We start from the raw sequence: 21649 nt of genomic DNA on the forward strand, positions 1-21649 counted from the left end.
CGGGGCAGGGGGGACGGACGCGGTGCTTACAAGCCCCACACTTCGCTGGTCTTGACGTAGCCGCTCTGGCCATCCTTGTGGCGCACTTTAATCCAGCCGGCGCTTGGCTGCTCGCTCATTTCCAGCAGCACGCCCTTGTCGACGAGGATGATGGCGGAGGCGGTGTCATCGGGGCTGGCGCGCACCTTGAGGTTCGCGGCGCGCGCCACGACGTTGCGCTTGGCCGACAGGCCCTTGGCTTCGGTCCAGGCCATTTCGCCGCTGGCGTCGCGTACCTTGACCCATTCGCCGTAGCTGAGCACGACTTCCAGCGGCATGCCGCGTGGCGCCACGTACAGCTTGCCACCCTTGGCGGACGGCGCGTCGTACAGGATCACGGGGTTTGCGCCCACCGTTTTGAAATCGACGGCGTGACTGGCGGCGGTGGCCAGCAGCAGCACGGCGCCGGCGATCCAGCGGAACTTGCTCAAGAGCGCACTTTTCAACATGATATTTTGAACCTTAACGAAACACGGCGGCCAGGCCGCCGTTTCTTACCTGCAGTATAGAACACTCACAAAACCGTCGCGAGCGGCAGTGCATTGTGGCCGAGAAGCGCAGCTGTGCTAGAGCACAGCGAGCATCGCAGGCCGCAAGGCGCGCCGCGCAGCAGGTTTGGTGAGATGTTCTTAGTGCGTTTCGCTGGCTGCTGGAGCTGCTGCAGCGGCGTCAGCAATAGCTTGCAGACGTTGTTGGTAGAACACTTCGAAGTTGATCTCGGCCAGGTGCACTGGCGGGAAGCCGGCACGGGTGATCACGTCGGCGATGTTGGCGCGCAGGTAAGGGTAGATGATGTTCGGGCAGCCGATTCCCAGCAGCGGATCGAGTTGATCGGCAGGAATGTTGCGTGCTTCGAAGATACCAGCTTGCTTGCCTTCAACCAGGAAAGCGACTTTATCGCCGACTTTGGCGGTCACGGTGATGGTCACGGTGGCTTCGAAGATGCCGTCGGCCAGAGGCGCCGCGCCCACGTCCAGAGCCACTTCGATCGCTGGTGCTTCTTGTTCCAGGAAAATAGCTGGGGAATTTGGTTGTTCCAGCGACATGTCTTTCAGGTAGACGCGTTGGATTTGGAAGACTGGTTGCAGATTTTCGTCAGACATGGAACGCTTTCGTTGTAAAGGACAAGAACGGCACACCGTTCAAATATGGTGCTTGCGGTATTCAAACCGCGCCGGGTAGGCGCGGCCAGATCAGGTGCGAGGGCAATTGTATCAAAACAATACGACAAAAAACCAAGCAATTTCTCGAACCCGCTTTATATCAGGCTGCCGCGCCATTTAACAAGGGGTCCAGCTTGCCGGCTTGATCGAGCGCATACAAATCGTCGAATCCGCCCACGTGGGTTTCGCCCACATAGATTTGCGGCACCGTGCGGCGGCCCGTGCGTTCCATCATCTTGATGCGCTCTTCCGGGTCGAGGTCGACGCGGATCTTTTGCACGGTCACGCCCTTGGCTTCCAACAGGCGCTCGGCGCGCACGCAATACGGGCACACGGCGGTGCTGTAAACAATTACTGGTACGGTCATGATGATTCCTTCGGTTAAGGCCGGCTTACTTCGCCAGCGACAAGGTTTTCAATGGCAAACCCTGCTTTTTCCATTCGTCGATGCCGCCTTCCAGGCTCGTTGCCTCGGCGAAACCGGCTTTGCCCAGCAGGCCGACGGCCGTTGCCGAACGCGAACCTTTCTGGCAAACCACTACAATGGGGCGCGTTTTGAATTTTTCCAGCTCGCCCAGGCGTTTTGCCAGTTCCGGCAGCGGCATATTTTTTGCGTCAGGCAAGTGGCCCGTGGCGAATTCTTCCGCGCTGCGCACGTCGACAATGATGGTCTTGCCGCGGTTGATCAGTTGCGTGACTTCCAGCACGGTCGCGCGTTTGCCGCGCATCGACAGCAGTGGCCAGAGGAGGGCGCCGCCGGAAATAATGACGATGGCAAACAGAAAAATGTGGTCGATAATGAATTTCACGTAGGGTCCAATGGTTTAAGTCAATCCGCGCATTATAAAATAGAAGCTGGACGAGGTCTTTTTACGTTTTGCTTTTTTGATTTGAACCCCTTGAGAAGATAGAACTATGTACAAAATCGTTTTCATGCGTCACGGCGAGTCCACCTGGAATCTCGATAACCGCTTCACCGGCTGGACCGACGTCGATCTGACGGAAAAGGGCGTCAACGAAGCCAGGGCCGCCGGCCAGATCCTCAAGCAGGAAGGTTTTACGTTCGACGTGGCCTACACTTCCGTCCTGAAGCGCGCCATTCGCACCCTGTGGCTGGCGCTCGACGAGATGGACATGATGTATCTGCCGATCAAGAACGACTGGCGCTTGAACGAGCGTCACTACGGCGCCCTGCAAGGCCTGGACAAGGGCGAGACGGCCGCCAAGTATGGCGACGAGCAAGTACTGGTGTGGCGCCGCAGCTACGACACGCCGCCGCCACCGCTGGCGGAAGACGATGAGCGCGCCTCGTTCAACGATCCGCGCTACGCCGGCTTGCCGAAAGCGTCGATTCCGCTGACCGAATGCCTGAAAGACACCGTGGCGCGCGTGATGCCGGCCTGGGACGAGGAAATCGCCCCGGCCATTCGCGCCGGCAAGAAAATCATCATCTCGGCCCACGGCAACAGCCTGCGCGCGCTGATCAAGATGCTCGATGGCATCAGCGACAGCGATATCGTCGGCCTGAACATCCCGAACGGCCAGCCGCTCGTGTATGAACTGGACGCCGACCTGAAACCGATCCGTCATTACTACCTGGGCGACCCGGCAGCGATTGCGGCAGCGCAAGCGGCCGTGGCGAACCAAGGGAAGGCCAAGTAACTTGTTGTCTTTCTTCCGCGGCACAGCAATCGCCCCCTCTGCTGAACGATCCCTGCCGGCGTGGCGCGCCGGTGCCATGCTGTGCGCAGCGCTGCTGTTGTCCAGCGGTGCCGCGCAGGGCGCCAAGCCCACCGAACGCAGCAAGCAGAAGGCGGCCGCGGAAGCACAACGTGCTGGATTGCAACAAAAACTGACGGCGCTCAAGCGCGACATCAGCCGCACGGAAAGCGCCAAGGATGACGCGGCCGATACCCTGGCCGAGTCGGAAGAGGCCATTTCCAACGCCAACCGCGCCTTGCGCGACCTGGCGCAGGAGCAAAGCGCGACGGGCGTGAAACTCAATGCGCTGGGGCAAGAGCACCAGCAACTGACGGCCACCGTCGAAAAACAAAAAACGCAGCTGTCCAAATTGCTGCGTGAACAATATGTTGCCGGCAACGAAGACCGCATCAAGCTGCTCTTGTCGGGCGACAATCCGAACCGCATCAACCGCGACTTGCAATTGATGGCCTATGTGTCGCAGGCGCAGGCGCGCCTGCTCGACGCCTTGCGCGCCAACTTGCTGGCGGTGGAGAAAAACCAGGCGGACGTGCAGAACGCCAAGGATGAACTGGAAGAAATCGCGCAGGAAGAGCGCGACCAGAAGGCCCTGCTGGTGCAAGAGAAGGCGCGCCGCGCCGCCTTGCTGACGAGCTTGTCGCAGCGCCTGGTGGCGCAGCGCAAGGAAGTGGGCAATGTCGAGCGCGACGAACAGCGCATGGGCAGCCTGGTCGACAAGCTGGCGAAACTGATCGAAGAGCAGGCCGCCGCCGCCGCGGCTGAAAAGAAACGCCAGCAATTGCTGGCCGAGCAGCGCGCCGCCGCGAAAGCGGCCGCCGACGCCAAGATCGCGGCGGAAAAGCGCGAACGCTTGCTGGCCGCGCGCGCCAAGGCCGCCCAGGCGCAGGCCGAACGCGAACGCCTGGCGAAAGAACAACAAAACAAATCGGGCAAGATCAAGCCGCAAACGCCGCCAGCGCCGCCCGTGAAACTGGAACCGATCGACGACGACGAGCCGCCGCAGGTGGCCAAGGTGGCGCCGAAGCCGGAACCCAAGCCGGAACCCAAGCCGGAGCCGGAACGCCCAAGCCTGGGCCCGGCCGCGCCGGCCGGCGCCTTTGCCAGCCTGAAAGGGCAGCTGCGCGCCCCTGTGGCGGGCAAGATCGCCGCCCGCTTCGGCAGCAAGCGTGGTGACGGCCCCAGCTGGAAGGGCGTGTTCATCCGCACCGGCGAAGGCAGCGAGGTCCACGCCATCGCCGGCGGCCGGGTGGTGTTTTCCGATTGGCTGCGCGGTTTCGGCAATTTGATCATCGTCGACCATGGCGGCCAGTACATGAGTATTTATGGCAATAACCAATCCTTGCTGAAACGCGTGGGCGATGCCGTCAAGGGCGGCGACGCCATTGCCAGCGCGGGCAACAGCGGCGGCAACGAGGAATCGGGGCTATACTTTGAGTTGCGTCATCAGGGCCGCGCCTTCGATCCAGCCACCTGGGTGAAGTTTTAAGTTCCCCAGCGAATTTGTAGAGGCGAAGAATACATGGGTATCAAAGTCAAAAGTATCGGCCTGATCGGTCTGGGCGTGCTGGCCGGCATCGGCATGTCGCTGCAGTTCCCGGCCGTGGCGCAGAAAATCACGAATGCCCCGCTGCCGCTCGACGAGCTGCGCCAGCTGTCCGACGTCTTCGGCCTGATCAAGTCCGATTATGTCGAGAAGGTGGAAGACAAAAAACTTTTGACGGAAGCCATTTCCGGCATGGTCTCGTCGCTGGACCCGCATTCCGTCTACCTCGATAAAAATGCCTTCAAGGAAATGCGCGAAAGCGTGCAGGGCAAGTTTGTCGGCATCGGCATCGAAGTGAGCATGGAAGACGGCTACGTGAAAGTCGTCTCGCCCATCGAGGACAGCCCGGCCGCCAAGGCCGGCATCCTGGCCGGCGACCTGATCACCCGCCTCGACAATATCCCCCTGAAGGGCTTGCAGCTGGAGGACGTCATCAAGAAGATGCGCGGCCAGCCCGGCAGCAAGCTGGTGCTGACCATGTCGCGCAAGGGCGAAAGCCGCCCGCTGGTGTTCCCCATCGTGCGCGAGGAAATCCGCGTGCAAAGCGTGAAGGCCAAGATGGTCGCGCCCGGCTATGCCTGGCTGCGCATCGCCCAGTTCCAGGAACCGACCGTCGATGATATGGTCAAAAAGATCAACGCGCTGTATGCGCAAGACCCCAAGCTCAAGGGCTTGGTGCTGGACTTGCGCAACGATCCCGGTGGCGTCGTGCCGGGCGCTATCGGCGTGGCGACAGCATTTCTTCCGGGTAATTCCGTGATCGTTTCCACCAAGGGCCAGTTGCCAGAGTCGAAGCAAGTGTTTTATGGCCGCCGCGAATTCTATGCGCCGCCGGGCGCCAAGGCCGACCCGCTGGCCAAGCTGCCGGCCGCGCTGAAAACCGTGCCGCTGGTGGTGCTGGTCAATGCCGGCTCCGCGTCCGCCTCGGAAATCGTCGCCGGCGCCTTGCAGGATTACCAGCGCGCCACCGTCATCGGCACGCCAACGTTCGGCAAGGGTTCCGTACAAACCTTGCGCCAGATCACGGCCGATACGGCCGTCAAGCTGACGACGGCCCGCTACTACACGCCGAAAGGCCGGGCCATCCAGGCGCGCGGCATCGTGCCCGACTTGCTGGTCGATGAAACGGCCGAAGGCGATGGCTGGAACAGCCTGCGCATTCGCGAGGCGGACCTGGAAAAACACTTGAGCAGCAACGACGGCAAGCCGGAAGCGGCCAAGCCGACGATGGAAGGCAGGCAGGATCAATTGGAAGAAGAGCAGCGCCTGATCGCCACAGCGAAAAAGCGCAAGCCGCTCGAATATGGCGCCAAGGATGATTTCCAGTTGCAGCAAGCCTTGAACCACTTCCAGGGCTTGCCGGTGCAGCTGGCCAAGGTGGACCCGAAGGCGGAGAAGATCGGCGCCAAGCCGGAAATCGCTTCCGACATCAAGGCCGATGACAAAAAGATACCTGTGCAAAAACCGTAGTCGCCGCCATGAACGACGCCCAACTGCTGCGCTATTCGCGCCATATCCTGCTGGACCAGATCGGTATCGAAGGCCAGCAAGCCTTGCTCGATGCGCATGTGCTGGTGATCGGCGCCGGCGGGCTCGGCTCGCCCGCGGCCATGTACCTGGCCGCCAGCGGCGTCGGCAAGCTGACCCTGGTCGATGACGATACGGTCGATCTCACCAATCTGCAGCGCCAGATCGCCCACACCACGGCCCGCGTGGGCCAGCCGAAAGTGCTGTCGGCGCGCGAAACCTTGACCGGCATCAATCCCGAGATCGACATCGTCGCCTTGCAGGAGCGCCTCGACGGCGCGCGCCTGGCTGAACTGGTCTTGTCCGCCACGGTGGTGCTCGACTGCACCGACAACTTCGCCACGCGCCATGCCGTCAACCGCGCCTGCGTGGCGGGCAAGGTGCCGCTGGTGTCGGGCGCCGTCATCCGTTTCGACGGGCAAGTGAGCGTGTTCGACCCGCGCGCGGGCACCCAGCCGTGCTACTCCTGCCTGTTTCCGCAGGAGCAGCAGTTCACCGACGAGGCGTGTTCGAGCATGGGCGTGTTCGCGCCGCTGGTGGGCGTGGTGGGCGCCATGCAGGCGGCCGAAGCGCTGAAACTCATCATGGGCGTGGGCGAATCGCTGGCGGGACGGCTGCTGCTGCTCGACGGTTTGCACATGGAATGGAGCAGCATGCGCGTCGCGCGCGACCCCGGCTGCGCCGTTTGCGGTGCAGTGGTCTTGCCGCTCTGAATAGCCCCGCACAAATTTTTCCCCATATGACAGGCTTTGTCATATTTCCGCTTTATACTCTGCACTCATTACTCACCTTCTTCTCTCTTTCTTATGCAAAACGCAGCAAACCATCCGATACGCCAGCGCCGCGCGCGCGGCTTCACTCTGATCGAAATCATGGTCGTGGTGGTGATCATGGGCATCCTCGCTTCGCTGGTGGTGCCCAAGCTGATCGCCCGCACGGGCGAGTCGAAAGTGGCGGCGGCGAAAGTCGACATCGCCACCGTGATGCAAGCCTTGAAACTGTATCGCCTGGATAACCAGCGCTACCCGACCACCGAACAGGGCCTGCGTGCCCTGGTCGAGAAGCCGACCACGGGTCCGGCCGCGAATGGCTGGAAGGCGGGCGGCTACCTGGAAAAGATGCCGAAAGATCCGTGGGGCAACCCATACCAGTTCCTGTCACCGGGCGTGAAAGGCGAAGTCGACATCATTTCGCTGGGTGCCGACGGCCAGCCTGGCGGTAGCGGCGACGATGCCGATATCGGCTCCTGGGAACTGTAAGTTTTCCATTGCATGCCTGCCATGACCACCGGTCTGCGCCAGCGCGGCTTCACGCTGATCGAATTGCTGGTGGTGATGGTCATCATCGGCGTGACCCTGGGCCTGGTGTCGCTGAACGCCATGCCAAATGGCCAGCAAGCGCTGCAAAAGGAAGCCGAGCGCATCGCCCTGCTGCTGCAGCTGGCGCGCGATGAAGCCATCGTGCGCAGCCGGCAAGTGGCGTTCGAGGCGGACGAAAATCACTACCGTTTCCTGGTCCTCAATGAAAAGTTGTGGCAACCCGTGACGCAGGACGATTTGCTGCGCGAGCGCGCGTTTGCCAACACGCCCATGCTGCTCAGCGTGCAGCCGTCGAACAGCGTGGCCCAGCCGCTGCGCATCATCTTCGGCCGCGAACCGGTCGACAAGCCTTTCGTGCTGACCCTGGCCAGCGGCGAGCGCAGCGTGGCCATCCGCGCCGATGGCATCGGCCACTTCACGGTCGAGCAATGATGCGGCTCCCACGTCATGGCCGCCAGCGCGGCTCGCAGTTCGGCTTCACGTTGCTGGAAGTCCTGGTGGCCCTGGTCATCGTCGGCACGGCCCTGGGCGCCTCGCTGCGCGCCGTCGGCAGCCTGACGCAGAACAGCGACGGCTTGCGCAGCGCCATGATGGCCACCTGGTCGGCGGAAAACCATTTGGTGCGGCTGCGCCTGGCAAAAACTTTTCCGCAGACGGGCAAGCGCACGGTCGACTGCCCGCAGGGCGATTTAAAACTCATCTGCGAGGAGGAAGTGGTGGCCACGCCGAATCCCCGCATCCGGCAAGTGCGCGTCAACGTGTATGACGTGCAATATCCGGCCCGGCGCATCGTGCGCCTGGTGTTACTTTCCTTTAACGACTGATGGCGCGCCGTCACCTTCCCGCCAAGGGGTTCACCCTGATCGAGCTGCTCGTGGCGATCGGCATCCTGGCCATGGTCGCCGTGCTGGGCTGGCGCGGCCTGGACAGCATCATGCGTTCGCGTGAAGTGCTGACCGGCCAGCTGGAACAGTCGCGCGGCATGCAACTGGCGTTTGCCCAGATGCAAAGCGATTGCGACCATCTGGCTGGTGCCGGCCAGAGCAATACCCTGCTGAATGGCCGCCTGAATTTGTCGGCGGAAAATGACCGCCTGACCCTGGTGCGCCTGGCCGCATCGGAACAGCAGCCGCAACAGTTGCAAGTGGTCACTTACCGTCTGCGTGGCGGCGTGCTGACGCGGCGCGAGTCGAACGGCACGCGCGACCTGGCCGTGCTCGACACCCTGTGGCAGGCGGCGCGCGACGATACCGATACCTCCAACGCCGACGTGGCCCTGATGCACGGCGTCGACAGTATGGTCATGCGCGGCTGGAGCAATGGCGCCTGGAACGTGCTGACGGCGGGCGCCACCATCTCCACGCAAGTGCCCGGCCTGGAAGTGACCCTGCAAATGCCGGGCCAGGATGCGGGCCTGTCCAAAGTCTTCCTGTTGGGGCCGGGATGAAGCCGTTTATCCGCCCCGGCCGCCAGCGCGGCGTGGCCGTCATCACGGCCTTGCTGCTGACGGCGCTGGCCATCACGGTTGTCGCCAGCCTGTTCTGGCAGCAGCAGGTGCAGGTGCGCTCGATGGAAAACCAGCGTTTGCGCCTGCAGACGCAGTGGGCCATGCGCGGCATGGTCGACTTCGCCCGCTTCTGGTTGCGCCAGGATAATCCCTCGCAAACGGCGCTGGACGGCGTGTGGGCCACGCCCATCGAGGAAGCGCGGCTCGACGATTACGTCGACCGCGAAAAGGTCGACACGGAAAAATTTGACGCCACCGTCTCGGGCCGCGCGCTCGATGCGCAGGCGCGGTTTAATATTAGCAACCTGGTCGCCGCCACGGGCGGCATCAATCCGCAGCAGGTGCTGGCCTATCAGCGCCTGCTGTCGAACCTGCGGCTCGATAGCGGCCTGGCGCAGGCGACGGCCGATGCCGTACTGCGCGCGAAGCCGAAACCGCGCGCCATGGACAGCGGCAGCGACGGCAAGACGCCCGCCGCCGCGCCCGCATCGGGCGGCAGCAGCGAGCCGGTGGCGTTCACGCAGGTCGAGGATTTGCTGGCCGTGCCCGGCTACACGCCGCAGATGATCGAGCAGTTGCGCGATTTCGTCATCATCTTGCCGGAACTCACGCCGGTCAACGTGAATACGGCCCCGGCCGAGGTGCTGGCGGCCGTGACGATGATGTCCTTGTCCGAGGCCAGCGCCCTGACCCTGAGCAATCCGCGCAAAAAGTTTGTCGATTTGGCAAACTTCAAGAATAATATTAATGCCGAACTGATTGCTACCGTGGAACTCGACGTGAAGAGCCGCTACTTCCTCACCGTCATCCGCGTGCGGCTGGACCGCGCCGCCCTCGATGCGGTGGCGCTCGTCAATCGAAAAACGGATCCGCAGCGCACCACCAGCCTGGTCTGGTTGCGGGAAAATTAACCCCTGAAAGCGAGTCACTTTGACAATATTGTATATCCGTCACCCGGCCAGGGCGTCCATCGACAGCGCGCCGGCCTGCTCCTTCGTGCTGGCCGGCGACGGCGGCGCCCTGTTGCAGCAGGGCAGCGCGCCGCTGGGCAGCCTGGGGCAGCTGATTGCCGGCGCGAAGCAGGTGGTCTTGCTGCTGGCGGCGGCCGACGTGACTCTGCTGCGCCTGAAAACCCCGCCGCTGGCCGGCGCCCGCCTGCGCGCGGCCTTGCCGGGCCTGGTGGAAGAACATATCCTCGGCGACACGCAGGATTGCCTGCTGGCGGCCGGTGCGCCCGATGCTGCCGGCATGCGCACGGTCGCCGTGGCGCAGCGCGCCTGGGCCGAGGTACTCGTGAAGGCTTTGCTGGCGCAGGGCGCGCGCAAGGTGGCGCTGCTGCCGTCGCAGCTGTGCCTGCCCTTGCAGCCAGGCAGCGTGACGGCATCCTTGCACGCGGCCGGCGACGGCCTGGAACTGGCCTTGCGCCAGGCGCCGCAAGAGGGCCTGGGCCTGGTGTTGCCGCCCCAGCCGCAACAGGCGCTGCTGACGACGCGCGCGTTTGCCGGCGACGTACCGCTGACGGTCTACGTGGCGCAGGCCGAACTGGCGCACTATCAACAGCTGGCTGCCGGCATGGATGGCGTGACGCTGGAGCCTGACCACTGGGCGCACTGGATCGCCGGCGCCAAGGGCGCTGGGCTGGACCTGGCGCCCGCGCTGGGCACGGCCACGGGATCGGCCACCGAATGGCGCCGCTGGCGCTGGCCGCTGCGCCTGGCGCTGCTGGCCGTGATCGTCAACCTGGCCGGCATGAATATCGAATGGATGCGCCTGAAGCGCGAGGCCGCCACCGTGCGCACCTCGATGCAGCAAACCTTCAAGGCCGCGTATCCGAATGAAGCGCCCGTGTATGGCCTGGAAGCGGAGCAGATGCGGCGCAATATCGCCGCCGCCCGCCTGCAAAGCGGGCAGGCGAGCATGGATGATTTCACCAGCATGAGCGCGGCGCTGGGTGAGGCCTTGGGTGGTCTGGCCGGGCGCGGCGTGGTGGCGTCGCTCGAATACCGCGAGCGCAGCCTGATCGTCACGCTGAAACCGGACATGGTCGACGCCAGCGCCCAGGCGCAGGTGCGCGATGGCCTGGCCGCGCGCAAGCTGGCCTTGAATGAAACGGCGCCGGGCGTGTGGAAGATCACGCCGGCCACGGGAGCAAAAGCATGAGTGCAGCAGTCAACCAGGCGCGCGCCGCATTGACGCGGCAGCAGCAGGCCGTGCAAGCCTTTTGGGCGGAACGCACGCAGCAGGAGCGCAAGCTGCTGGCCATCGGCGGCGTGGTGGCGGGGCTGGCCCTCGTCTACGCGGTGTTTTTCGAGCCGGCCTGGACGGGCCGCATCGCCTTGCAAAAGAGCTTGCCCGAGCTGCGCCAGAACGCGGCCCAGCTGCAGGCGCTGGCACGCGAAGCGGGCGAACTGGCGCGCCAGGCGCCCGTGCAGGTCGCTCCCATGAGCCGTGACAGCATAGACGCGTCGCTGAAAGCGCGCGGCCTGGCGCCGCAATCGCTGTCGCTCACGGGTGAGTACGCGCGCGTGCAGTTGAACGGCGTGCCGTTTGCCAGCGTCATGCTGTGGCTGGACGGCTTGCGCCGCGAAGGCCGCGTGGCGGTGCAGGACGCGAAGATCACGGCGCAGGGCAAGGCGGGGCTGGTCGATGCCAGCCTGACCCTGCACCAGAGTCCGGGCGCGGCAAGATGAGGCGCTTGCTTGGCTGGCTGCTGGCCATCATCGTCAGCGTCTGCGTCACCCTGCTGGTATTTTTTCCGGCCGGCTGGGTCGCGACCATCGTGGAAAAGCAGACGGGCGGACGTTTGACCTTGGGCGACGCGCAAGGTACCCTGTGGCGCGGCTCGGCCTTTATCGGCGGGGCGGCCAGCGCGAACGGCGCCGTGACACCGCTGCTGCCGGGGCGCTTCAGCTGGCGCATTTCGCCGTCCGTGCTGTGGGGATCGGTGGACGTGGAATTGCAGAATGCGCAGGCGCTGTCGCAGCCGGTGAACCTGCGCGGTTCGTGGTCGCACTGGCAGGTCAGCCCGGCGGCCCTGCTGCTGCCGGCCGATGGCCTCGGCGGCCTCGGTGCACCGTTGAATACCGTGGCGCCGACGGGCAGCATGCGCCTGTCGTGGAGCACCCTGCAGCTGGCCCTGGAGCAGCGGCAGTTTTCCGCCGTCGGCCGCACCACCTTGCAGATGACGGACATGGCGTCGCGCCTGTCGTCCTTGCGTCCGCTGGGCAGCTACGAACTCGATTTCGATTGGCAGGGGCAGCAGGCGACGTTGACCTTGCGCTCCATCAAGGGACCGCTGCTGCTCGACGGCAGCGGCAGCCTGCAACAGGGGCGCATGCAGTTTTCCGGCCAGGCCCAGGCCGCAGCAGGATATGAAGAGACCTTGGCGAGTTTGTTGAATTTGCTGGGACAGCGCCGTAGCAATAGCGAAAAAAACATCATCGCCTTAGAGTTCAGACAATGAAAAAACCATCCGTGAGCCCCCATACCTTCTCCTTTTCGCTGCGCCGCCTGTCGGCCGCCGCCTTGCTTTGCTGTTCCGTGGCCGGCATGCCGGCACCCGCCTGGGCCGCACCCGGCGATGAAGCGGCGCTCAATTTCGTCGGCGCCGACATCGAGTCGGTGATCAAGGCCGTGGGTCATTACACCAACATCAATTTCGTCATCGACCCGCGCGTCAAGGGCACGATCACGCTGGTGTCGGAAAAATCGATCAGCAAGACACAGGCCTTCGGGCTGCTGGCCTCCGCGCTGCGCCTGCAGGGCTATGCGGTGGTCTCCGGCGACGGCTACGCGAAAGTGGTGCCGGAAGCGGACGCCAAGCTGCAATCCGTGCCGACCCAGGTGGGCAACGGTGCCAGCCAGGTGAAGGGCGACCAGATCGCCACCCAGGTGTTTTACCTGAACTACGAATCGTCGGCCAACCTGCTGGCCGTGCTGCGCCCGCTGATTTCGCCGAACAACACGATCAATGCCAACCCGGGCAACAACTCGCTGGTGATCACCGATTACGCGGATAACCTCAAGCGCCTGGCGAAGATCATCGCCGCGCTCGACGTGCCCGCCTCGACGGACCTGGACGTGATCCCCGTGCGCTATGCCATCGCGTCCGACCTGGCCTCGATGGTGAATAAACTGATGGAAGGCGGCAATGTGGGCGCCGCCGCAGGGGCCGACGCTGGCAAGGTCTCCGTGCTGGCCGACCCGCGCACCAATTCGCTGGTGCTGCGCGCGCCGTCGGCGGCGCGCGCCAACCTGGCCAAGTCGCTGATCTCGAAGCTGGACCAGCCCACCACGCAGCTGGGCAATGTGCACGTGGTGTACCTCAAAAATGCGGACGCCACCAAGCTGGCGCAAACCCTGCGCTCGGTAGTGACGTCGGACGGCACGGCCGCCACGGCGCAGCAGGGCGTCGGCAACCAGAACACGAACAACCAGATCAGCCAGAACAACAGCGGCATGAACAGCACTGGCCTGGGCGGCAATACGCAAAGCGGCAGCACGGGCGGCGCTTCGCTGAACAACGCGCCGCAGCAGCTGTCGTCCGGCGGCGCGGCCGGTTTCATTCAGGCCGATGCGTCGACGAATACGCTGATTTTGACCTGCAACGAAGCCGTCTACCGCAACCTGCGCGCCGTGATCGACCAGCTCGACGTGCGCCGCGCCCAGGTCTACATCGAGGCGCTGATCGTCGAAGTGACGTCGGCCAAGGCGTCCGAATTCGGCGTGCAGTGGCTGGGGCTGTCCGGCGACAGCACCAGCAACTACCGCGTGGGCGCCTTGCAGTCGTTCGCCGGCGGCACCACCAACAACATCGGCGCCATCGCCACGGGCGGCGGCAAGGTATTGCCGACGGGCGGCCTGACCCTGGGCATCTTCAAGCAGATCAACGGCGCGCTGGGCCTGGGCGCCGTGGCGCATGCGCTGGAATCGGACGGCAACGCGAATATCCTGTCGACGCCGAACCTGATCACCCTGGACAATGAACTGGCGACCATCAAGGTGGGCCAGAACGTGCCTATCCTGACGGGCCAGTACACCAGCACGGCCGGCACCAATACCAATCCGTTCCAGACCATCGACCGCAAGGAAGTGGGTCTGACCCTGAAGGTGCGCCCGCAGATTTCCGAAGGCGGCACCATCAAGCTGGGCATCTATCACGAGACGTCGAGCGTGGACAAATCCACCGCGTCGGCCGTCAGCGGCATCACCATCAACAACCGCGTGATCGAAAACAATGTGCTGGCCGACGATGGCCAGATCATCGTGCTGGGCGGCCTGATCGAGGACACCACGGGCGACAACGCGGAAAAAGTGCGCGGCCTGGGCGACATTCCCCTGATCGGCAACCTGTTCAAGTACCAGACGCGCGAGCGCAAGAAAACCAACCTGATGATCTTCCTGCGCCCGGTCATCGTGCGCAACAAGGAGCAGAGCGGCAGCCTGGCGGCCGACCGCTACGACTACATGCGCTCGGCCGAGACGGCCGCCGTGCCGGCCACGGGCAACCTGATGCTGAAAGACCTCGGTACGCCTGTGCTGCCGGCCCTGCAGGATGGCCAGCCGGTGGGCGGCAACATGGTGACGCGTCCCGTGCCGCCGGCGCCGACCCCGCCGCCAGGCGCGCCGGCCAACGCGGCCACGCCGCCGCAGCCGCTGCTGCAGCAATACCAGCAGCAGCAACAGCCGCAGAAGTGATGGGACAGCCATGAGCAATCTGCTTCCCTACGCCTACGCGCGCGATTTCGGCCTGCTGGCCCGGCCCGGTGCGGTCGATGGCGCCCCGGTTGACGTGCTGGTGGCCGCATCGACGGCGCCGGCGGCCATTGCCGAAGTGTCGCGCCGTTTCGGCCAGATTCAATTGACGGTGCTGCCGCGCGGCGAACTCGATGCGGCCATTGCCGGCGCCTACGCGGGCGGTGGCGGCGACGCCTCGCAGATGGCCGATGAATTCGACGCCGACCTCGATCTCACCAAGCTGCTGCAGGACGTGCCGGCCATTGAGGACTTGCTCGAATCGTCCGACGACGCGCCCGTCATCCGCATGATCAACGCGCTGCTGACGCAGGCGCTGCGCGAAGGCGCGTCCGACATCCACATCGAGCCGTTCGAGCAGACCTCCGTGGTGCGCTTTCGCATCGACGGCAGCCTGCGCGACGTGGTGCGCCCGCGCAAGGCCATCCACGGCTCGCTCATTTCGCGCATCAAGATCATGGCGCAGCTCGACATCGCCGAAAAGCGCTTGCCGCAGGACGGCCGCATCACCCTGCGCGTGGGCGGCAAGCCCGTCGATGTGCGCGTCTCGACCCTGCCCACCGGGCATGGCGAACGGGCCGTCTTGCGCTTGCTGGACAAGGAAGCGGGCCGCCTCGACCTGCAGCACCTGGGCATGAGCGCGCCCATGCTGAAACAGTTCGATGGCCTGATCACGCAGCCGCACGGCATCGTGCTCGTCACCGGTCCCACCGGTTCGGGCAAGACGACGACCCTGTACGCGGCGCTGTCGATGCTCAACGCCACCACCACCAACATCCTGACGGTGGAAGACCCGATCGAGTACGACCTGGCCGGCGTGGGCCAGACGCAGGTAAATCCGCGCATCGACATGACGTTCGCCAAGGCGCTGCGGGCGATTTTGCGGCAAGATCCCGATGTGATCATGATCGGCGAGATCCGCGACCTGGAGACGGCGCAGATCGCCGTGCAGGCATCCTTGACGGGCCATCTGGTGCTGGCGACCCTGCATACGAACGACGCCTCGGCGGCCGTCACGCGCCTGCTGGACATGGGCATCGAGCCGTTCCTGCTGTCGTCCTCCTTGCTCGGTGTGCTGGCGCAGCGGCTGGTGCGCAAATTGTGCGGCTCCTGCAAAACCTTCGATGGCCAAAGCGGATATTGGCAGGCGGTCGGCTGCGAGCAGTGCGGCCAGACCGGCTACCAGGGCCGCGTGGGCGTGTACGAGCTGCTGCGCACGACGGAGCAGATTCGCGCGCAGATCCACAACCGCGCCTCGGAAGCTGAGGTGCGCGCCGTCGCCCTGCAGGACGGCATGACGAGCATGCGCGACGACGGCGAACGCTGGCTGCGCGACGGCACCACCACGCAGGCTGAATTGCTGCGCGTGACCAAAGACTAGGCCCGCCACCATGCCCGCATTCCGTTATGAAGCCGTCGACGCCCAGGGCGCCACCCGCAAGGGCGTGCTCAATGCCGACAGTCCCCGCTCCGCGCGCGCCGAACTGCGCGTGCAAGGCCTGGTACCGCTGGCCGTCGAACCGATCGCCGCGCAGGTCGACGCCGCCGGCGTCACCAAGCGGCGCGGCTTCGGCGAGCGCCTGTCGAGCACCGAGCTGGCCCTGTTTACGCGCCAGCTGGCCAGCTTGCTGGAAGCGGGCCTGCCGCTGGAGCAGGCGTTTTCCGCACTGCTGGAACAGGCCGAGCGGCCGTATCTGCGCGACCTGATCGCCTCGATCCGCTCGGAAGTGATCGGCGGCGCCGCGTTTTCCGACGTGCTGGCGCGCCATCCGCGCGATTTCGCGGAAATCTATCGGGCGCTGGTGGCCTCGGGCGAGCAGATCGGCCATTTGTCGCGCGTGCTGTCGCGCCTGGCCGACTACATCGAGCGGCGCAATGCGCTGGTGCAGAAGGTCAAGCTGGCGTTTACCTATCCGGCCATCGTCACGGTGGTGGCGTTTTCCATCGTGATCTTCCTGCTCACCTACGTGGTGCCGCAGATCGTTTCCGTATTCGCCAATACCAAGCAGAAGCTGCCGCTGCTGACGGTGATCATGCTGGCGCTGTCCGACTTCGTGCGCCACTATGGCATCGTGGTGGGCATCGTCCTGATTGGCGCCTGGTTCGCCTGGCGCCGCGCGCTGCAGCAGCCGGCCTTGAAACGGCGCTGGCATACCTGGCTGCTGACGGCGCCCTTGTACGGCAAGTTCGAGCGCAGCCTGAATACGGCGCGTTTCGCCAGCACCCTGGCCATCACCACGGGCTCCGGCGTGCCGATCCTGCGCGCGCTCGACACCAGCCGCGATACCTTGACCAATGTGGCGATGCAGGAACTGGTGGCAGAAGCCAGCGGCGCCGTGCGCGAGGGCGTCAGCCTGGCGCGCGCGCTGTCGGCGCAAAAGCATTTTCCGCCCATGCTGATCCACATGATACGCGCGGGCGAAATCACGGGCGAGCTGCCGGCCATGCTGGAACGTGCCGCCAGTGCGCAGGAGCAGGACCTGGAACGCCGCACGCTGACCATCGCGGGCCTGCTGGAACCGGCCCTGATTCTGGCCATGGGCGTGGTGGTGCTGCTGATCGTGCTGGCCGTGCTGATGCCGATTATCGAAATCAATCAGCTCGTCAGATAAGAAACTCAAGGAAGCCATGAAGCGTTTGCCTCAATTTACAAGTTTGCTCGCCGTCGTGGCGCTGTCCGTGTCGCTGGCCTACTGGGCCATGCAGCTGTTCAAGGCGCCGCAGCGCCCCATCAATCCACCCGCCGTACCGGTGGTGCAGGATGCCAGCGTGGAGGCGGGCGCTGCGCTGTTTGGCGGCCAGGTCAGCGTGGCCACGGCCAGCAACTACCAGCTCAAGGGTGTAGTAGCGGCCGGCAATGGCCGTGGCAGCGTGGCCATCATCGCCACCGACGGCAAGCCGTCCGTGGCCTTGCCGGAAGGCGCCGAGGTGGCGCCCGGCGTGACGGTGCTGGAAGTGCATGCGCGCCACGTGCTGCTGCGCGATGGCGGCGTGAGCAAGCGCATCGACCTGGTGGCCGACGACAAGGCGCTGGCCTTGCCGGGGCCAGTGTCTGCCAGCCCTGCACCGGCGTCGGCAACGAATCTGGTGCCGCCGCCGCTGCCGATGGAGCAGCAGCGTCCTGCAGTCATGATGCCGGCGCCGCCGCAGGTGAGCAGCACCGGCGCGCCGCCGTCGAATTGAGCTGATTTTCGGAACCACCCCATTACCATCATGCTGATGGCGCCGTGCCGCCATCGCGACAGGAGTCCTCATGTTTTCGATCCGTGCCGTCCTGGCAGCAGGCTGCGTGGCGGCGCTGTGCGCCTTGCCGCAAGCCGGCGCCGCCGCTGATGTTCCCGCCGCCACCGTTGCCTCCGCTCCCGCGCTGGCAGTTCCTGCGCCCGTAGCTGCGCGCCCGCGCATTGCGCTGGTGCTGTCGGGCGGCGGCGCGCGTGGTCTCGCGCATATCGGCGTATTGAAAGTGCTGCAGGAGCTGCATGTGCCGATCGACATGGTGGTGGGCACCAGCATGGGGGGCGTGGTGGGCGGCGCGTATGCGGCCGGCGCTTCCGTGGCGGACCTGGAAAAGATGGCGCGCGAGACCAACTGGGCGCGCGTGGTGGCCGACCGGCCGCCGCGCGACGAACTGGCATTCCGCCGCCGCGAGGAAGATTTACTGCTGCCGTCGCGCATCGAGTTTGGCGTCAGCCGCAACGGCATCTCCACACCGCCGGCCGCGGCCAGCAATGCGGCGCTGGAAATAGCGCTGAACCGGCTGCTGCCGGCCGGCATGCGCGACCGCCCCGCCAGCCAGCTGCCGCTGCCCTTCCGCTCGGTGGCGTCGGACCTGGTCAATGGCGAGCTGGTGGAACTGGTCGACACGCCGCTGTTCCTGTCGATGCGCGCCTCGCTGGCCGTGCCTGGCGTGTTTGCGCCCGTGCGCGTGAATAACCGCCTGGTGGTGGACGGAGGCCTGGTGCGCAACCTGCCCGTCGACATGGCGCGCGCCATGGGTGCCGACATCATCATCGCCGTCAACGTGGGCACGCCGCTGGCGCCGGAAAAAGAGCTGGGCAGCGCCATTGGCGTGGCGCAGCAGATGCTGCAGATTCTCACGGAGCAGAACGTGCAGCGCTCGCTCAAGGAATTGCATCGGCAGGATATCCTGGTGGCGCCGGATCTGACGGGCGTCAGCTTCCTCGACTTTGAAAACTATGCGCGCGCCATGCGCGCCGGCGAACAGGCGGCGCAGGCGCTGGCCGCCCGCCTGGCGCCGCTGGCCCTGCCGCCGGAACAGTATGCGGCGCGCGAGCAGCTGCGCCTGGCCGCGCCGGCCTTGCTGGACGTGGCCCTGCCGCTCACGCGCCTGGCCGTGGAGAGCGAAGGCGACATCAATCCGCGCATCCTGCAGGCGCAATCGGGTCTGGTGGAAGGGCAGGCCGTCAGCCAGGAGGATGTACTCAAGGCGGCGGCCAGGCTGTATGGCCGGGGCGACGTGGCGCGCGTGGAGACGGAGGTGGTCGATGCCGGCGACCAGCGCACGGTCAGCATCAAGGCGGTCGAAGCGCCATGGGCCAGCAACCGCCTGCGCGTGGGTCTGGAGCTGTCCAGCGACTTCAGAGACAGCAACAGCTTCGCCCTGAAGCTGCTGCACGTGCGTTCGAACCTGAACAGCTGGGGCGGCGAGTTGCGCAGCATGGCGCAGATCGGCAATGCGCGCGGCTATGGCGTGCAGTTCTGGCAGCCGCTGGGCGCAGGCAACCCGTGGTATATCGCGCCGCAGCTGCAATACACCTCGTCGGCGATGGATGTCTTCGACCAGGGCCGACGCAGCGCGCGCGTGGCGTATAGCGGCCAGACGGCGGCGCTGGTGCTGGGACGCGAGTTCGGTACCTGGGGCGATTTGCAGTTCGGTGTCACGCGCACGGAGATCAAGGGCAAGCTGGCGATACCGGCCGATCCCACGCAGCCCGAGTCGCGTGGGCTGGGCACCACCCAGTTTGTCCAGTTCCGCGTCGATACGCTCGATTCGCCGGGCTTTCCCACGCGCGGCGCGCTGCTCGATGCTACCTGGACGCGCGCTTCGACCACGGGTTCGGGCGAGGCGGCGCTGGGCCGCTCTTCGCTGACGGCATTGAAGGCTTTCGGTTACGGCAACTGGGCCGGCCACGTGTATGGCGAATGGGCGCGCGCGCAGCGCGGCGAGGCGCCACTCAGCCTGGGCGGCTTCCTGCGCCTGTCCGGCACGGATTCTCAATCGGTGAGCGGGCGCAGCATCGCCTTGGCGCGCGTGGTGATGGCGCGCCGCATCGCTTCCCTGCCCAGTACCCTGGGCGGCGCCGTGCGGGCCGGCTTTTCGCTGGAAATGGGCGGCGGCTTTGACCAGAACGAGCGCTGGAAATCCAGCAAGTTCACGCAGGCCAGCAGCGCCTTCATCTCCGTCGATACGCGTTTCGGCCCCGTGTACGTGGCCTCGGGCGCATCGAAGGGCGGCGAGAGCACCTTCTATCTGTTCCTGGGACCCGTTTGGTAGCTGGCGGGGGCCGTGCTGCGGCGCAGAGCCGTGAAGGCGGCAAATTCCCATGAGCGAAACCCCAGCAGCAGGGTAAATCCATCGCGCTCGGCGGGCGCGAGGCGGCGGTCGTTCTGGTGCAGCCGCGCCAGTTCCTCGGCCAGCTGGCGGATCTTTTGCACCAGCTCTTGCGCGCTCGACAGCGACAGGCGCGCCGGGATGCACATCAGCGTTTCGCCGGCGCCGTCAAAGTGCCCGCTGAAATAATCGGCCACCACGTGTTCGCGGAAGTACTGCTGCACCGGGCCGTCGGCCAGCCAGTGGAAGGCGTTCGAGACGCGCAGGCTGTAGCGGTTCAGCGGCTTGAGTTCGATCAAGCCCAGCCGGTCCAGTTCGGCCAGGCAGCCGATGCACTCGGCCTGCGTCAGCGCATACGTTTCCACCACCTGCTCCAGGCTCCAGTGGCCGAGGCAGCAGATCGCCACCAGCAGCAGGCGCGGATGCGCCACCAGCGACTTTTCCTGCACCAGGGTGAGCGTGTCGGCATGCGGCGTGATGTCGGCCGCGCCGCGCAGCACGTCCTCCATGGCGATGCCCGAAGCCTTGCAGATCAGGGCCAGGCGCGACAGCGACATGTCGTGCTGGCCAAACATGCGCTTGACGCTCGACTCGCTCATGGCGATGCGCTCGGCCAATACCTTGTACGTGATGCCGGCGGCGCGCAATTGGGTGCGCAGCACGCGCAAAACCAGTTCGGGTGAACTCACGGGATATCCCTTTTGATAAGATTGGTGGCGGATGACGGTACCGAATGTATCCCTGAATGGCACTTTGCACAAGGTGATAGTACTTCTCGGCAAAAACGATGACACTCCCGCTTGTGGCTCGCACGGCGCGCTACAACCAGGCAACTCATCCACTTGTAGAGGTTATCCATGTCCTTCAAATTACGTTTCCCCGCAGCGCTGCTGGCGCTGGCCGCCATCGCTCCCTTGCATGCGTCGGCAGCCGACCCGGCGCCAAGCCCCATCTACGTGGGCGCCAGTTATGGCTTTCGCGCCAGTACCGGCCTCGATTGCATCGCCGGCCAAAACGATTGCGACAAAAGCAGCAAGCGCAATGGCAAGGCCTACGTGGGTTACAGTTTCGACGCGCTGCCGTTTCAGGGCGGCGTGGCCCTGCCTTCGATTGAACTGGTGGGGTATATGGGCGGCGAGGTGAAGTCCGGCTTCGACACGGGCGCCGGCAAGCGTGCCGGCCGCGGCAAGTTCACGGGCCTCGGCATGCAAGGCGTGCTCGCCTACCAGTTCGATGCCTTCAGCCTGAGCGGACGCGCCGGTGCCGCCTATACGCAGGGCAAGGTCGATTATCTGGGCGGCGGTTCGGACAAGAAGGACAAGATCGGCCTGATCTACGGCATCGGCACGGCGTATGCGCTGAACCAGAACTGGTCGCTGCACCTCGACTGGGACCGTGTGCCGGTGAAGTACAGCACCAGGCAGACGACCAAGGTCGATATGTTTTCGCTGGGCGCGTCCTACCGTTTCTAAGGGGATGATGCTGCGGCAGACAGTGGCCTGA

The 21649-nt window shown here is 64.9% G+C and carries 23 protein-coding genes; 18 read left to right on the plus strand and 5 right to left on the minus strand.

The window, feature by feature from the left end; all coding sequences use genetic code 11:
- Nucleotides 1–26 precede the first annotated feature (26 nt).
- The 4 genes from ACP7DW_RS10340 to ACP7DW_RS10355 form a co-directional block, all read right to left on the minus strand.
- Complete coding sequence (locus tag ACP7DW_RS10340) at nt 27–488, minus strand: SH3 domain-containing protein (RefSeq protein ID WP_426055044.1); 462 nt, start codon at nt 486–488, stop codon at nt 27–29.
- A gap of 180 nt (nt 489–668) precedes the next feature.
- The gene (secB, locus tag ACP7DW_RS10345; RefSeq protein ID WP_010394167.1) at nt 669–1142 is read right to left on the minus strand and encodes a protein-export chaperone SecB; all 474 of its coding nucleotides are present in this window, start codon (nt 1140–1142) and stop codon (nt 669–671) included.
- A 160-nt stretch (nt 1143–1302) separates the two neighbouring features.
- On the minus strand, nt 1303–1569 hold the full coding sequence (gene grxC, locus ACP7DW_RS10350; protein WP_426055043.1) for a glutaredoxin 3: 267 nt from the start codon (nt 1567–1569) through the stop codon (nt 1303–1305).
- 25 nt (nt 1570–1594) lie between these two features.
- Complete coding sequence (locus ACP7DW_RS10355) at nt 1595–2011, minus strand: rhodanese-like domain-containing protein (protein ID WP_071079850.1); 417 nt, start codon at nt 2009–2011, stop codon at nt 1595–1597.
- Nucleotides 2012–2117: 106 nt separating this feature from the next.
- Here ACP7DW_RS10355 and gpmA point away from each other — a divergent pair, with 106 nt between their 5' ends.
- The 17 genes from gpmA (at nt 2118) to ACP7DW_RS10440 (ending at nt 20089) form a co-directional block, all read left to right on the plus strand.
- Entirely contained in the window at nt 2118–2864 is a 747-nt protein-coding gene (gene gpmA, locus ACP7DW_RS10360; RefSeq protein ID WP_071079849.1) for a 2,3-diphosphoglycerate-dependent phosphoglycerate mutase, read from the plus strand.
- Nucleotides 2865–2940: 76 nt separating this feature from the next.
- A complete protein-coding gene (locus tag ACP7DW_RS10365) occupies nt 2941–4410 on the plus strand; it encodes a murein hydrolase activator EnvC family protein (RefSeq protein ID WP_426055042.1) in 1470 nt (489 codons plus the stop codon).
- A gap of 33 nt (nt 4411–4443) precedes the next feature.
- A complete protein-coding gene (locus ACP7DW_RS10370; RefSeq protein WP_426055041.1) occupies nt 4444–5937 on the plus strand; it encodes a S41 family peptidase in 1494 nt (497 codons plus the stop codon).
- An 8-nt stretch (nt 5938–5945) separates the two neighbouring features.
- Nucleotides 5946–6707, plus strand: a complete 762-nt coding sequence (locus tag ACP7DW_RS10375; protein WP_426055040.1) for a HesA/MoeB/ThiF family protein — start codon at nt 5946–5948, stop codon at nt 6705–6707.
- Nucleotides 6708–6800: 93 nt separating this feature from the next.
- A complete protein-coding gene (gene gspG / locus ACP7DW_RS10380; RefSeq protein ID WP_298404033.1) occupies nt 6801–7253 on the plus strand; it encodes a type II secretion system major pseudopilin GspG in 453 nt (150 codons plus the stop codon).
- 12 nt (nt 7254–7265) lie between these two features.
- Nucleotides 7266–7745, plus strand: coding sequence for a type II secretion system minor pseudopilin GspH (gene gspH, locus ACP7DW_RS10385; RefSeq protein ID WP_426055039.1), 480 nt, complete (start codon nt 7266–7268; stop codon nt 7743–7745).
- A complete protein-coding gene (gene gspI / locus ACP7DW_RS10390) occupies nt 7745–8137 on the plus strand; it encodes a type II secretion system minor pseudopilin GspI (protein WP_426085203.1) in 393 nt (130 codons plus the stop codon). Before gspH ends, gspI begins: the two co-directional genes overlap by 1 nt.
- The gene (locus ACP7DW_RS10395; protein WP_426055037.1) at nt 8137–8760 is read left to right on the plus strand and encodes a PulJ/GspJ family protein; all 624 of its coding nucleotides are present in this window, start codon (nt 8137–8139) and stop codon (nt 8758–8760) included. The genes gspI and ACP7DW_RS10395 overlap by 1 nt, the downstream gene beginning before the upstream one ends.
- Nucleotides 8757–9731, plus strand: coding sequence for a type II secretion system minor pseudopilin GspK (gene gspK, locus ACP7DW_RS10400; protein ID WP_426055036.1), 975 nt, complete (start codon nt 8757–8759; stop codon nt 9729–9731). Before ACP7DW_RS10395 ends, gspK begins: the two co-directional genes overlap by 4 nt.
- A 19-nt stretch (nt 9732–9750) precedes the next feature.
- On the plus strand, nt 9751–10980 hold the full coding sequence (gspL, locus tag ACP7DW_RS10405) for a type II secretion system protein GspL (protein WP_426055035.1): 1230 nt from the start codon (nt 9751–9753) through the stop codon (nt 10978–10980).
- A complete protein-coding gene (gene gspM / locus ACP7DW_RS10410) occupies nt 10977–11510 on the plus strand; it encodes a type II secretion system protein GspM (protein ID WP_426055034.1) in 534 nt (177 codons plus the stop codon). Before gspL ends, gspM begins: the two co-directional genes overlap by 4 nt.
- Complete coding sequence (locus ACP7DW_RS10415; RefSeq protein ID WP_426055033.1) at nt 11507–12283, plus strand: type II secretion system protein N; 777 nt, start codon at nt 11507–11509, stop codon at nt 12281–12283. The genes gspM and ACP7DW_RS10415 overlap by 4 nt, the downstream gene beginning before the upstream one ends.
- Nucleotides 12280–14517, plus strand: coding sequence for a type II secretion system secretin GspD (gene gspD / locus ACP7DW_RS10420; protein WP_426055032.1), 2238 nt, complete (start codon nt 12280–12282; stop codon nt 14515–14517). The genes ACP7DW_RS10415 and gspD overlap by 4 nt, the downstream gene beginning before the upstream one ends.
- Before the next feature lie 10 nt (nt 14518–14527).
- Nucleotides 14528–15955: a type II secretion system ATPase GspE gene (gspE, locus tag ACP7DW_RS10425; protein ID WP_099760992.1), complete on the plus strand. Its 1428-nt coding sequence runs from the start codon at nt 14528–14530 to the stop codon at nt 15953–15955.
- 10 nt (nt 15956–15965) lie between these two features.
- Nucleotides 15966–17186, plus strand: coding sequence for a type II secretion system inner membrane protein GspF (gene gspF / locus ACP7DW_RS10430; protein WP_332860620.1), 1221 nt, complete (start codon nt 15966–15968; stop codon nt 17184–17186).
- Nucleotides 17187–17202: 16 nt separating this feature from the next.
- Nucleotides 17203–17757 carry a type II secretion system protein N gene (locus ACP7DW_RS10435; protein ID WP_298404062.1) on the plus strand — a complete coding sequence of 185 codons (555 nt, stop codon included), beginning with the start codon at nt 17203–17205 and terminating at the stop codon, nt 17755–17757.
- 70 nt (nt 17758–17827) lie between these two features.
- Complete coding sequence (locus ACP7DW_RS10440; protein ID WP_426055031.1) at nt 17828–20089, plus strand: patatin-like phospholipase family protein; 2262 nt, start codon at nt 17828–17830, stop codon at nt 20087–20089.
- Here ACP7DW_RS10440 and ACP7DW_RS10445 read toward each other — a convergent pair.
- Nucleotides 20062–20835, minus strand: coding sequence for a helix-turn-helix domain-containing protein (locus ACP7DW_RS10445; protein WP_298404065.1), 774 nt, complete (start codon nt 20833–20835; stop codon nt 20062–20064). The two genes, ACP7DW_RS10440 and ACP7DW_RS10445, sit on opposite strands and share 28 nt — an antisense overlap.
- 168 nt (nt 20836–21003) lie before the next feature.
- Between ACP7DW_RS10445 and ACP7DW_RS10450 the strand changes: the two genes are divergently transcribed.
- A complete protein-coding gene (locus tag ACP7DW_RS10450) occupies nt 21004–21618 on the plus strand; it encodes an outer membrane protein (protein ID WP_426055030.1) in 615 nt (204 codons plus the stop codon).
- The last annotated feature ends 31 nt before the right edge of the window (nt 21619–21649 follow it).

Origin of the sequence: Janthinobacterium sp. PSRC1-1, from assembly GCF_049897525.1 — a bacterium.
In the GTDB taxonomy this organism is placed as follows: domain Bacteria; phylum Pseudomonadota; class Gammaproteobacteria; order Burkholderiales; family Burkholderiaceae_D; genus Janthinobacterium; species Janthinobacterium tructae.

What these genes read in the sequence shown, in the direction of transcription:
- gspG (WP_298404033.1), top strand. Translation starts at nt 6,801, where the DNA reads ATGCAAAACGCAGCAAACCATCCGATACGCCAGCGCCGCGCGCGCGGC.
- secB (WP_010394167.1), bottom strand. Translation starts at nt 1,142, where the DNA reads ATGTCTGACGAAAATCTGCAACCAGTCTTCCAAATCCAACGCGTCTAC.
- gspD (WP_426055032.1), top strand. Translation starts at nt 12,280, where the DNA reads ATGAAAAAACCATCCGTGAGCCCCCATACCTTCTCCTTTTCGCTGCGC.
- gspM (WP_426055034.1), top strand. Translation starts at nt 10,977, where the DNA reads ATGAGTGCAGCAGTCAACCAGGCGCGCGCCGCATTGACGCGGCAGCAG.
- ACP7DW_RS10365 (WP_426055042.1), top strand. Translation starts at nt 2,941, where the DNA reads ATGCTGTGCGCAGCGCTGCTGTTGTCCAGCGGTGCCGCGCAGGGCGCC.
- ACP7DW_RS10375 (WP_426055040.1), top strand. Translation starts at nt 5,946, where the DNA reads ATGAACGACGCCCAACTGCTGCGCTATTCGCGCCATATCCTGCTGGAC.
- gspE (WP_099760992.1), top strand. Translation starts at nt 14,528, where the DNA reads ATGAGCAATCTGCTTCCCTACGCCTACGCGCGCGATTTCGGCCTGCTG.
- ACP7DW_RS10415 (WP_426055033.1), top strand. Translation starts at nt 11,507, where the DNA reads ATGAGGCGCTTGCTTGGCTGGCTGCTGGCCATCATCGTCAGCGTCTGC.
- ACP7DW_RS10370 (WP_426055041.1), top strand. Translation starts at nt 4,444, where the DNA reads ATGGGTATCAAAGTCAAAAGTATCGGCCTGATCGGTCTGGGCGTGCTG.
- gspF (WP_332860620.1), top strand. Translation starts at nt 15,966, where the DNA reads ATGCCCGCATTCCGTTATGAAGCCGTCGACGCCCAGGGCGCCACCCGC.
- gpmA (WP_071079849.1), top strand. Translation starts at nt 2,118, where the DNA reads ATGTACAAAATCGTTTTCATGCGTCACGGCGAGTCCACCTGGAATCTC.
- ACP7DW_RS10440 (WP_426055031.1), top strand. Translation starts at nt 17,828, where the DNA reads ATGTTTTCGATCCGTGCCGTCCTGGCAGCAGGCTGCGTGGCGGCGCTG.
- gspI (WP_426085203.1), top strand. Translation starts at nt 7,745, where the DNA reads ATGCGGCTCCCACGTCATGGCCGCCAGCGCGGCTCGCAGTTCGGCTTC.
- ACP7DW_RS10395 (WP_426055037.1), top strand. Translation starts at nt 8,137, where the DNA reads ATGGCGCGCCGTCACCTTCCCGCCAAGGGGTTCACCCTGATCGAGCTG.
- gspH (WP_426055039.1), top strand. Translation starts at nt 7,266, where the DNA reads ATGCCTGCCATGACCACCGGTCTGCGCCAGCGCGGCTTCACGCTGATC.
- ACP7DW_RS10340 (WP_426055044.1), bottom strand. Translation starts at nt 488, where the DNA reads ATGTTGAAAAGTGCGCTCTTGAGCAAGTTCCGCTGGATCGCCGGCGCC.
- gspK (WP_426055036.1), top strand. Translation starts at nt 8,757, where the DNA reads ATGAAGCCGTTTATCCGCCCCGGCCGCCAGCGCGGCGTGGCCGTCATC.
- ACP7DW_RS10435 (WP_298404062.1), top strand. Translation starts at nt 17,203, where the DNA reads ATGAAGCGTTTGCCTCAATTTACAAGTTTGCTCGCCGTCGTGGCGCTG.
- ACP7DW_RS10450 (WP_426055030.1), top strand. Translation starts at nt 21,004, where the DNA reads ATGTCCTTCAAATTACGTTTCCCCGCAGCGCTGCTGGCGCTGGCCGCC.
- grxC (WP_426055043.1), bottom strand. Translation starts at nt 1,569, where the DNA reads ATGACCGTACCAGTAATTGTTTACAGCACCGCCGTGTGCCCGTATTGC.